The sequence below is a fragment of the Bartonella sp. CL70QHWL genome (assembly GCF_042194855.1).
GTDB lineage: Bacteria > Pseudomonadota > Alphaproteobacteria > Rhizobiales > Rhizobiaceae > Bartonella.
In genome coordinates this window covers 109,416-121,223 of sequence record NZ_JBHINJ010000005.1, presented here as the reverse complement: position 1 = coordinate 121,223, position 11,808 = coordinate 109,416, and the positions used below count along the sequence as shown (strand labels likewise).

The window sequence follows — 11,808 nt, the reverse complement described above, 5'->3', positions numbered from 1 at the left end:
ATGAAATTTGAGACGTTGAATTATGCTATTCAGGATGTTCGGAAAGAAGCAAGACAAGCTGCTGCTATTGGTCTAGCGGTGTCCAACTTACGTTACTATGATATACCAGGATCTTTAAGTGTTTCATTTGGGAGTGGTTTATGGCGCAGTCAATCTGCACTTGCTCTTGGTGCTGGTTATACATCTGAAGATGGAAATATTCGCTCGAATGTATCTGTGACAAGTGCTGGAGGTCATTGGGGAATAGGCGCTGGAATTACTCTGAGGTTGAGATGATAATAGAAAAAATGGCTGTTATTGTAAAAACGAGAAGTATGTTAGTAAAGGTTCTGCTGTTTGCTCTTGCCTTAATAGGCAAGAGCGAAAGCTTTGCCAACGAGAATAATAATATTTATACAGTGCATCCACCGCACTTATCGATACCTAAGGGAGAACCTGGCGAAACACGTCGAATTATTATGCAATTTTATGATTGGACTTTGATTTGTGACGAAAAACAAAAGCTTAAACATAAGCAAGGTATATGTAATGTGACACAGACGGTTCATGATCAAGAAGGAAATACCATTTTTAGTTGGTCTCTTGTTTCTACGACAAGTGGTCAAGCAGTGATGCTTTTTCGAACATTGCCAAATTCTGATATAAATGTTCCGATTCAAATGTTTGTAAAAGATGTTAAAAAACCTGTTCTTATTAATTATACGCAATGTAATGAAACGGTTTGTTTGGCACAATCACCTGTAGGGCCGGTTTTGACTAAACAAATAGAGCAGAACAATAAGGTACGTATTTCCTATAAAACTAAAGAAGGTAAGGTATTTTCTTTTACTGTACCATTTAAAGGGTTAAATGCGGCACTTAATTCTTTCCGTCCTTAGAATCCATCGAGTATTTTTAACAAGAGTCATTTTTCCATAAATTGTTGTATTATATTTTTGAGTGTAAATTATAAGGTCAGATAAGTAAGAAGTTTTATATAATATGATATCGAGGTGATTTATTGGAAAGAGTGAGAGTTTTATGAATATAAAGTCACAGTAAGTTCTTTATATGTAATAGAAAATCAAGTTAGTGTTTCCTATAATGCTTAAAGAGTGATTTCGTTAGTTATTAAAAGTAAAAAAGATTAGAAATACTCGATTTCTTCCTTACAATAATGAGTAGACTAAATTCTTTTTTTAAGCTTCAAATGGATTTTTAATGCGGTCTGATTAAGCATTAATATTTTTCAGATAAATTTTATAATTCTAGAGTTTTTTTGAACGATAGTTTTTATTGGTATTCACGAAATAACAGCTATTGTAATTGCATTTTGTAGTACTACGGAACTTTTATTCCAGCATAATCAAAGCCATTTCATTGCATATAACAAACGAGGTTTGTGTGTGGATAAAGAAAAAAATTTTTTTTCTTATAAACCGTACTAATGTATAGGTTGTTGTAACCTTAAAAGTCAGCAAATGGTATGATAGTGGAGGTTTTACAATAGAGGTGTGCTCCGTGTAAATGGTATAAAGAAAAGAGCATAATTTATAAAAATTGATGTGAACGTAAACGATTAATTTATAGTTTTAAGTTCATAAAGAGATGAATGATTTCACGGAAACAACCGAAAGATTATACAAAAATCTGAATGATGTTAGTGTAGAAAATTTTAATGATAGAAAAAGAAAGAATGATTTCTTGTATATATCATTTGATGCTGCATTATTGCTTTATTTAGGAATGAGCAGAAGAGTTTTCGCGTTTATTTATTGGGGGAACGCTCAAGGGATAAGGGACATGACCCCGTTAAATTATGGTTCAAAAGAGTTAAAGCGAGGAGAAATATACGATACCAAAGCAGATCAGTTGTATGATCAGTGCAGTAGTAATACAAATAATCTTTCTGCATTGTCACGAACAGAGGCATACTCTGTCCTTGTTGATATAAAGAGACAACAGAGAAAAAAACATTATGAACAGAAACAGGTTTTTGTTCAATCTGAGGCAGCTTTTGAGTTTCATAATCAGATAATGATAGGTGCTCAAAAAACAAAAAAACTCAAAGCACCTTTTCTTCGACGGTTCCATTCAGTAAAATCTCCACCTCTTTATGCGGCACTTGATCTCGGAACAAATAATTGTCGTCTTCTTATCGCATCTCCCAGTAAACCTGGATATTTTCGTGTTGTTGATGCTTTTTCTCGTATTGTACGATTGGGAGAAGGTTTAATAAATAACGGTTTTCTTAATACACAAGCTATGGATCGTGCGATTGAGGCATTAAAGATTTGTCATTTAAAGCTAAAACAAAGGCATATTAAGCGTTATCGCTTGATTGCAACGGAAGCTTGTCGTTCTGCAGAAAATGGTAGACATTTTATTCAGCGTGTTTTGGAGGAGACAGGTCTTGAATTGGAAATTGTTGATCGGCGAACAGAAGCGCGTTTTGCTGTTACAGGGTGTAGTACACTTGTTGAACCAAATACTGACGCAATTGTGCTTTTTGATATTGGAGGAGGGTCATCAGAAATTGTGCTACTTGATGTTTCTCAAAAGCGTTCTTTTCGTTTAGCTAGACAAATTATCGCTTGGACTTCTCTTCCTGTTGGTGTTGTTACGCTTGCTGAACGTTTTGGAGGGAATGATATTAGCTTAGACGATTTTGAAAAAATGAAAAGCTATGTGCGAGGGTTATTAAATAATTTTTCAGATCGTCATAAATTAGGAGAGTTAGCACAAGGTTCGAAGTTTCATCTTTTGGGAACCTCCGGTACAGTTACGACTTTAGCAGGAATGTATCTTAATTTAGAGCGTTATGATAGGAAAAAAGTGGATGGCATTTGGATGAAGGATGCAGACATTACACTTATGACACAACGTCTATTATCATGGGATATAGAAAAACGTGTCATAAGTCCTTTTATTGGGCGCGAGAGAGCAGATTTAGTTTTAGCTGGTTGTGCAATTTTAGATGTTATTCGGGAAGTTTGGCCAAGTCAGCGTTTAAGAGTTGCTGATCGTGGATTAAGGGAAGGAATTTTGATAGAGCTAATGTTACGCGATGGGGTATGGTGTCGTCGTAGAAAGAGCAGAGATTTCAAGCGTTAGAGAATTAAATATGGAGACAATGAATAACGATGAAAAAAACAACAAAAACACCGAGAGGTGGCTATGGAGGTTCAGGGTCACATGAATTATATCAGCGCGTAAAAAAGAAAGCAGGAACCATTAAAGCTTCATCACGACGATGGTTAGAGAGGCATCTGAATGATCCTTATGTCCATCAATCAAAAGTAGATGGGTATCGTTCGCGTGCGGCTTATAAACTCATTGAAATTAATGAGCGCTATAGGTTTTTGAAAAAAGGTCAAAAGGTTATTGATCTAGGAGCAGCACCTGGGGGCTGGTGTCAGGTGGTTGAGCGTATAGTAGGGTCAAGTGATGAGGATCCTAGCGTTGTTGGTATTGATTATTTACATGTTGATCCATTACCTAGAGTTGCCATGTTGGAAATGGATTTTTTGCATACAGATGCACCGCAGAAATTAATTGAAACTTTAGGGACAAAACCGGATGTGGTTCTTTCTGATATGGCAGCGCCAACAACAGGTCATCGTCAGACGGATCATTTAAGAACGATTTATTTATGTGAAGTTGCGGCTGATTTTGCTCTTTCGGTTCTTAAGCCTGGGGGACATTTTTTAGCAAAGGCTTTTCAAGGAGGAGCAGAAAACACTCTTCTTACGATACTAAAACAGCATTTTAAAAAAGTCTATCATGTTAAACCACCCGCAAGCCGATCAGAATCAGTAGAGCTTTATCTTCTAGCACTTGAATTTAAGGGAAAAACAAAAATACAAGAATAGCGCCTTCTTTTAAGAAGACTTAACTTTACTTAACCTATTTAGATGTGATGATTTTTTTCTCAAAGAGTTATCGGCGATAGTGACAGTTTTTCTGTTATCAATGATGAAAAACTGGTAAAACTAATGTATTGCCTATAGAGATAAAGAGATTGATTCCTCAGTGAGTGTTTCCAATGAAATTTCTTGATCAAGCTAAAGTTTATATTCGTTCTGGTAATGGAGGTTCTGGAGCAGTATCATTTCGTCGTGAAAAATTCATAGAATTTGGGGGGCCAGATGGAGGGAATGGAGGACGGGGTGGTGATGTTTGGGCTCTTGTTGTTGATGGGCTTAACACGCTGATTGATTATCGCTACCAACAGCATTTTAAAGCAAAAACAGGGGGGCATGGCAAGGGGCGTAATATGACGGGTGAGAAGGGTAATGATGTCATCCTTAAAGTTCCGGTTGGGACGCAAATTTTTGAAGAAGATAATACAACGTTAATATGTGATTTAACGGAAGTGGGACAGCGCTATCGCCTTGCAAAAGGAGGGAATGGCGGTTTTGGCAATCTTCACTTTACAACATCGACAAATCGGGCACCGCGTCGTGCAAATCCAGGTTTGGCTGGAGAAGAGCGTGCAATATGGCTTCGTTTGAAGTTAATTGCTGATGCGGGGCTTGTTGGTTTACCAAATGCTGGAAAATCAACTTTTTTAGCTTCTGTAACGGCTGCAAAACCAAAAGTTGCAGATTATCCTTTTACCACTCTACATCCTCATCTTGGTGTTGTACGTATTGATGGTCGTGAATTTGTTTTGGCTGATATTCCAGGATTAATTGAAGGAGCGCATGAAGGTGTGGGAATTGGAGATCGTTTTTTAGGACATGTGGAACGTTGTCGCGTACTGCTTCATCTAATTTCTTCTCAAGAAGAAGATGTAGCAAAAGCATATCAAATTGTGCGTCATGAACTTGAGGCATATGGAAATAATCTAAGTGATAAAACTGAAATTGTTGCTTTAAGCCAGATAGATACTCTGACAATTGAAGAGCGTGAAGCTAAACGGGAAGCTTTACAAAGAGCAGCGGATCAACCAGTTATGATGTTTTCTGCGGTTAGCCGCGAAGGTTTAGAAAATGTGCTGCGTGCTGGTGCACATATTATTGAAATGTCACGCAAAGAGGAGATCAGTGGGGATAGCAAGGTTGATTGAGATGGCTGTTGGATCGCAAAAACTTACACACTATAAACGTATTGTGGTCAAGATTGGATCTGCCCTTTTGGTTGATCCTCAGGCAGGTTTACGGGTTGAATGGCTTAAAAGCTTGATCAATGATGTTGTTGAATTACACAAAGGAGGCGTAGAGATATTATTGGTGTCTTCAGGTGCTATTGCTTTAGGAAGGACATTGCTACAGCTTCCTAAGGGGGCTTTGAAATTGGAAGAAAGCCAGGCATGTGCTGCTTTGGGGCAAATTGAGTTAGCAAAAACCTATGGTGATGCGCTTGCTCAACATGGGCTCAAAACAGGCCAAATTTTGCTCACTTTATTTGATACGGAGGAGCGAAGGCGTTATCTCAATGCACGTGCAACGATTGAGACGCTTTTATATTTGGGAGCTGTGCCTGTTATTAATGAGAATGATACTGTTGCAACAACTGAAATTCGTTATGGTGATAATGATCGTTTAGCTGCACGTGTGGCAACAATGGTGAGGGCAGATCTTTTAATACTTTTATCCGATATTGATGGTCTTTATACAAAGTCTCCCCATAGTGATCCTACGGCTGAATTTATACCTTTTGTTGCATCCATTACGCATGATATCGAAAAAATGGCAGATGTTGCTGCTTCAGAGTTTTCACGGGGAGGAATGAAGACTAAGCTTGAAGCCGGAAAAATAGCTAATGCTGCTGGAACGGCGATGATTATCACCTCAGGCAAGCGTATGAATCCTCTTGCTGCAATTGACAAAGGTGAACGCAAGAGTTTTTTTGCGGCAAGTAAGAAATCTGTCAATGCTTGGAAAACATGGATTTCTGGTCATTTAGATCCATCTGGTGTTTTGACGATTGATCAAGGAGCCATTAGGGCTCTTGAATCAGGAAAATCATTATTAGCTGCAGGGGTTATTGGCGTTGAGGGAAATTTCCAGCGTGGGGATACGGTTGCAATTGTTGGTACAGATGGAGTTGAGATTGCGCGTGGACTTGTAAGCTATGACAAAGATGAGGCTGTACGCATTATAGGACATAAAAGTGAAGAAATCGAAGCTATTCTTGGGTATGAGGCGCGCTCTGCTATGGTGCATCGTAATGATATGATTGTACGTTGCTTGACCAATACTGTTTAAAAAAGTTACTTTTGTTTTTATTGTTTTGGCAGAGTGGATGTTACGATGACTTTAGAAGAACAAATGAAAGATATGGGACAAAAAGCACGCTATGCCGCTGCAGCGTTAGCTGTTGCTTCTTCTGAGCAAAAGAACAATGCATTAGAAATGATCGCTTTAAGTCTAGAGGCTCAGTCAGATGAAATTTTACGGGCGAATTGTCAAGATTTAGAGAATGCTGCTCAGAATAATTTGAAAGCTGCAATGATTGATCGGCTAAAATTAGATGATTTGCGTTTACGTGCAATGATAGACAGTGTTCGCCAAGTTGCTCGTTTATCTGATCCTGTTGGACAAGTGATGGATGAATGGACGCGTCCAAATGGGCTTCATATAAGTCGTGTACGAACACCTCTTGGTGTGATTGGCATTATTTATGAAAGTCGTCCCAATGTTACAGTTGATGCGAGTTCTTTGTGCTTAAAAGCAGGTAATGCTGCGATTTTGCGCGGTGGTTCGGATAGCTTTCATTCTTCTCATGCTCTTCATTTAGCTTTGGTACAAGGTTTAGAGCGCTCTGGTTTACCCAAAGATGCTATCCAAATGGTTGGAACGACAGATCGTGCTGCCGTTGGGGAAATGCTCAAAGGATTGGATGGAGCGATTGATGTGATCGTACCACGTGGTGGAAAGAGCCTTGTTGCCCGCGTTCAGTCTGATGCACGTGTTCCAATTTTTGCTCATTTGGAGGGACTTTGTCATATTTATATTGATAAATCTGCAGATTTAGATATGGCACGCAATATTGTTTTAAATGCAAAGCTGCGGCGGACAGGGATATGCGGTGCTGTTGAGACAGTTCTCATTGACGGCCAAGCATTAAAAAAATTTCTTCCTGTTTTAACTGCTTTACAGGAAAAGGGGTGTGAAATTCGTGCCACAGAAGATATTGTTTTTCTTATGCCAGATGTCAAATTAGCTTCTGAAGAAGATTGGTCGCATGAATATCTTGATGCTATTCTTTCTGTTAAAACGGTTGAGGGTGTTGAGGGAGCCATTTCTCATATCAAGCGTTATTCATCAGGACATACGGAATCGATTATTGCTGAGGATTTGGAAGTGGTGAAGAATTTTTTTAATCATTTAGATTCAGCTATTTTATTACACAATGCATCTACACAATTTGCTGATGGAGGTGAATTTGGTTTTGGAATGGAAATTGGTATCGCAACAGGAAAAATGCATGCACGTGGTCCCATAGGTGTTGGACAGCTAACATCATTTCAATATCACGTTAAAGGAAATGGTCAGGTTAGAGCTTGAGAACACCATTTTTTCCATGGAAAAATTGTATGCCACATGTTGAAAGATCTAATGTTGTGGGTCTTTTTGGTGGTTCCTTTAATCCACCGCATGCGGGGCATCTTCTTGTTGCAAAAATTGCCATTCGGCGTTTGCATCTTGATCAGTTATGGTGGATGATCACTCCAGGAAATCCTTTAAAGGATTGTACACAGTTGCCCTCTTTAGAGGAGAGAATGCAATTAAGTTTTAAACTTATTGACCATCCAAAAATTCGCTTAACAGGTTTTGAACAGGCTATAGGGAGCAAAGTATCAGTAGATACGATTTTTCATATTCTTACCCATTACAGTGGCGTAAATTTTGTATGGATTATGGGGGCAGATAGTTTTGCGACGATACATCAATGGTATCGATGGCATGATATCGTCTCTATGCTTCCTATTGCGATTATTGATCGTCCTTTAGGCAATCGGTCAGCACTTTCTTCTCCTATGGCACATATTTATCGCCGTTTTCGTTTGGATGAGAGAGAAAGTAAGCGATTACCTTTTATCAAGCCACCAGTTTGGACTTATTTGCATGGACCTTTATCTTTTCAATCTTCAACAAACCTTCGTTTGAAGAAGAATGATTTTTCTTGAACATTTCATAAGATTCTGCTTCTCTTTAGAGAAGTCTCTTTTTTAGATTCCACAACGATAAGAAAGGATATTGATCTGAAAAACGTTGCACACAAACACTCTTACGATATTATGCCTTCAAAAGAAAAAAAAGTTTTTTCTGTTAGTGAGAGTCTTGAAGTTATTCTCAAGAGTTTAGAAGATACAAAAGCAGAAGATATTGTTGCTATTGATATTCGAGGGAAGTCATCTTTGGCTGATTATATGGTCATAGCTTCAGCAAATTCGCAGCGTCATGTATCGTCTGTTGCTGATCATTTATTACATACTTGGAAAGATAGTGGGCAGGGGCTTGCGCGTGTAGAAGGGCTTGCTGGAGGTGACTGGGTATTGATTGATACAGGTGATATTATCACTCATCTTTTTCGTCCAGAAATTCGTCTTTTTTATAATTTAGAAAAAATATGGATGACGCCGGATTTAAACGATACAGCTTTGCTTCTCTTCGGAGATCATTAAAATGCAAATTTCTATTTTTGCGGTTGGTCGTATGAAAAGTGGGGCGGAGCAAAAATTAGTTCAGCATTATTTGGATCGTTTTTCTAAAATTTCTGGAGATGTAGGCTTTCATTTAAAAAAGTTACAAGAGATACCAGAAAGTCGTGCTCACACAGTTTGTCAACGTATGGAGGAAGAGGGGAGAAAACTTATTGAATTTTTACCTGAAAAATGTCGATTAATTGTGTTAGATGAGCGTGGAGAATCGATTTCGTCAATTTCTTTTTCTGAAAAATTGAGGTGTTATCGTGATGAGGGCATTCGAGATGTCGTCATTGCTTTGGGAGGACCTGATGGGCATAATGAACAAATAAAGAAGCGTGCTGATTTTCTTTTATCTTTTGGTTTGATGACGTGGCCACATCAAATTGCACGTATTCTTCTTACAGAACAACTTTACCGCGCTGTAACAATTGAAAATAACCATCCGTATCATCGTTTTTAATATTTTTGTGCAATTTTTAGCACTTATTTATATGTTTATTAATATTGTTTTAGCTGACACCATTTAAAGCATCTCTAATGTATACGATGAGGTGTCATGGTTTTTGCAAATGAAAAAGCTTCTTCATAGAAAGATGCTATATTTATATGAGGAGTGCGTCATATTTGTCATTCTGCTCTTGAGTATGTTTTTTTGCTTTTCTGTATCGCGTGCGGAAGATACAATGAGGAGTACGGAAGTACATAAAGAATTAGGAGAAATTCGCCAAAATATTTCACTTTCGCGTGAGCGTGTTGCTTTTCTTATGCATCAAGTTGAGCATTTAAAAAAAGATCAACGTGTTTTGAGTGATGCACTCATAAAAGCGGCTAAAGAAGAACGTATAGTAGCAGATGATATTGCTAAAAGGGAAGAAAAGCTTAAAAAAATGATAGAAAAGCGGGTACAAGTCTATCAAAGTTTAAAAAATCGTCGTGCTGAATTTGCGGAAGTTCTTGCAATTTTGGAGCGTATGGGATTGAATCCGCCTCCTGCTCTTATGATACAGCCAGAGGACGCGTTGGCTTCTATACGTAGTTCTGTTTTATTAGGTACTGTTATTCCTCAGATGCAGGAGAAAACACGAGATTTAACAGAAAAACTCAAGGAGTTGACCAATTTGAGTAATTCCATTACTACGGAATATAAGGCATTAAAGACAAAACTGCAAAATCAAGCAGAGCAGCGAAAACGTCTAGAGCTTTTATTAGACCAAAAAAACAAACTACAAAAAAAATCAGAAAAAGAACTTACAGAACAGCAACAAAAAAATATTGCTCTTGCTAAAAAAGCGCAGTCTTTGGAAGAATTGATTTTAGAGCTCGATCGTCAGTCAAAACTTAACTCTGATGCATCAGTACAGGTACGGAAAAGTTTGCAATTGTTAGAACAGTCCAATTTTGAAAGCCGAAAAGGTTCTTTACTTTTTCCTGTTTCAGGAAAAAGAATACATCACTCTAACAAAAGTTCGCAGATTACGCGCTTTGGTGAAACGATAGAAACAGAGGCAGGAGCTGTTGTTATATCACCTGTGGATGCTTTTGTTGCTTTTGCAGGGCCATTTCGTTCTTATGGACAGTTAATCATTCTCAATGTTGGAAATGGTTATCATATCATTCTTACTGGAATGTCGAGAATTAATGTAAAACAGGGGCAATTTGTTCTTTCAGGTGAGCCTCTGGGTATAATGGAGATGCAATTTATTTCAAACAGTGTTGCATTGGATATAGGAAAAACTTCTCCAATGCTTTACATTGAGTTTAGAAAGCAGGGAAAACCTGTAAATCCAACTCCTTGGTGGCAGACTGAAAAAATAAGAAGGAGCCAAAATGATTCGTAAAGTTATTCTTTTGGTCGCTGGGGTATTGCTCGGCGCCTGTTCAATGATTATGGTGCAGTCTGTTGCTGCGAATAATGAAGATAATGCATATAAAAAGCTAGCTATATTTGGCGATGTTTTTGAGCGTGTGCGTATGCAATACGTTACAGTTCCAGATGATAAAAAGCTTATTGAAAATGCTATCAATGGCATGCTCACATCACTGGACCCTCATTCATCTTATTTGAATGCTGAAGAAGCCAAGGATATGCGGGATTCTACGAAAGGAGAGTTCGGAGGTCTTGGTATTGAGGTCACTATGGAAAAAAACTTAATTAAAGTTGTTTCACCAATGGATGATACTCCCGCTTCAAAAGCAGGTATTCTAGCAGGAGACCTTATTTCAAAAATTGATGATGTACAAACGAATGGTCAAACATTGAATGAAGCTGTTAATAAGATGCGAGGTGCTCCTGGAACACCAATTACCTTAACAATTATTCGTTCTGGTGTTGATAAGCCATTTGAAGTGAAGATTGTTCGTGATATTATCAAAGTAAAAGCGGTGAAATATCGGGTTGAGGGTGATATTGGATATTTAAGAGTTATCCAGTTTTCTGAGCAGACATTGAATAATCTTCTGGCGGCAATTAAAGATATCCAATCTAAAATTCCTGAAGATAAGCTAAAAGGTTACGTCCTTGATTTGCGGCTTAATCCGGGTGGGCTTTTAGATCAAGCTGTTAATGTTTCGAGTGCTTTTCTCAATAAAGGTGAAATTGTGTCGACTCGTGGGCGCAAAAAGAGTGATGTGACAAGATTTGATGCGAAGCCAGGTGATGTCATCAATGGAAAACCGCTCATTGTCCTTATTAATGGTGGTTCGGCAAGTGCTTCTGAAATTGTTGCGGGTGCATTACAAGATCATCGTCGTGCAACAATTTTAGGGACGCAGTCTTTTGGTAAAGGATCTGTTCAAACAATTATTCCTTTGGGTGAAAATGGGGCTTTACGCTTAACAACAGCACTTTATTACACGCCATCTGGCACTTCTATTCAAGGAACAGGGATCACGCCTGATATTATTGTAGAGCAACCACTCCCTGAAAAATATAAGGGTTATGATGTAAAAGTTGGTGAGTCTGCATTAAAAGGACATATCAAAGGAAAACGAGAGAGTAATAAAGGATCTGGTTCAGCTGCTTTTGTTCCCAAAGACCCTAAAGATGATATCCAGTTGAATGAGGCTTATAAATTGTTACGAGGTGAAATGGCAAATGCAGCATTTCCGCCAGATCCCAATAAGGATGTGTTAAAGTGAGAATTGATATCTATAGCTTGCGATTTTGAGGA

At 38.2% G+C, this 11,808-nt stretch carries 12 protein-coding genes; all 12 read left to right on the top strand.

Annotated features, from left to right (window positions below; all coding sequences use genetic code 11):
* The coding region (locus tag ACFIJZ_RS03935; RefSeq protein ID WP_375631103.1) for a YadA-like family protein at positions 1-276 on the top strand (276 nt) is incomplete at its 5' end.
* Positions 273-878: an invasion associated locus B family protein gene (locus ACFIJZ_RS03930; protein ID WP_273790643.1), complete on the top strand. Its 606-nt coding sequence runs from the start codon at positions 273-275 to the stop codon at positions 876-878. The genes ACFIJZ_RS03935 and ACFIJZ_RS03930, both read left to right, overlap by 4 nt.
* Positions 879-1,782: 904 nt before the next feature.
* Positions 1,783-3,093: a Ppx/GppA phosphatase family protein gene (locus ACFIJZ_RS03925; protein WP_273790642.1), complete on the top strand. Its 1,311-nt coding sequence runs from the start codon at positions 1,783-1,785 to the stop codon at positions 3,091-3,093.
* Positions 3,094-3,122: 29 nt separating this feature from the next.
* Positions 3,123-3,851 carry an RlmE family RNA methyltransferase gene (locus tag ACFIJZ_RS03920; RefSeq protein ID WP_375629986.1) on the top strand — a complete coding sequence of 243 codons (729 nt, stop codon included), beginning with the start codon at positions 3,123-3,125 and terminating at the stop codon, positions 3,849-3,851.
* Positions 3,852-4,024: 173 nt separating this feature from the next.
* On the top strand, positions 4,025-5,050 hold the full coding sequence (gene obgE / locus ACFIJZ_RS03915) for a GTPase ObgE (RefSeq protein ID WP_273790640.1): 1,026 nt from the start codon (positions 4,025-4,027) through the stop codon (positions 5,048-5,050).
* 1 nt (position 5,051) lies between these two features.
* The gene (gene proB / locus ACFIJZ_RS03910) at positions 5,052-6,191 is read left to right on the top strand and encodes a glutamate 5-kinase (protein WP_375631102.1); all 1,140 of its coding nucleotides are present in this window, start codon (positions 5,052-5,054) and stop codon (positions 6,189-6,191) included.
* A 45-nt stretch (positions 6,192-6,236) separates the two neighbouring features.
* Positions 6,237-7,493 (top strand): glutamate-5-semialdehyde dehydrogenase, encoded by a 1,257-nt coding sequence (locus ACFIJZ_RS03905; RefSeq protein ID WP_375631101.1) that lies wholly within the window; start codon positions 6,237-6,239, stop codon positions 7,491-7,493.
* Positions 7,494-7,522: 29 nt separating this feature from the next.
* Complete coding sequence (locus tag ACFIJZ_RS03900; RefSeq protein WP_273790637.1) at positions 7,523-8,116, top strand: nicotinate-nucleotide adenylyltransferase; 594 nt, start codon at positions 7,523-7,525, stop codon at positions 8,114-8,116.
* Positions 8,117-8,227: 111 nt separating this feature from the next.
* Positions 8,228-8,614, top strand: coding sequence for a ribosome silencing factor (gene rsfS, locus ACFIJZ_RS03895; RefSeq protein WP_273790636.1), 387 nt, complete (start codon positions 8,228-8,230; stop codon positions 8,612-8,614).
* A 1-nt stretch (position 8,615) separates the two neighbouring features.
* The gene (gene rlmH, locus ACFIJZ_RS03890; RefSeq protein ID WP_375631100.1) at positions 8,616-9,098 is read left to right on the top strand and encodes a 23S rRNA (pseudouridine(1915)-N(3))-methyltransferase RlmH; all 483 of its coding nucleotides are present in this window, start codon (positions 8,616-8,618) and stop codon (positions 9,096-9,098) included.
* A 133-nt stretch (positions 9,099-9,231) separates the two neighbouring features.
* Positions 9,232-10,476, top strand: coding sequence for a murein hydrolase activator EnvC (locus ACFIJZ_RS03885; RefSeq protein ID WP_273790650.1), 1,245 nt, complete (start codon positions 9,232-9,234; stop codon positions 10,474-10,476).
* Positions 10,466-11,776, top strand: a complete 1,311-nt coding sequence (locus ACFIJZ_RS03880; RefSeq protein ID WP_273790634.1) for a S41 family peptidase — start codon at positions 10,466-10,468, stop codon at positions 11,774-11,776. Before ACFIJZ_RS03885 ends, ACFIJZ_RS03880 begins: the two co-directional genes overlap by 11 nt.
* Positions 11,777-11,808 lie beyond the last annotated feature (32 nt).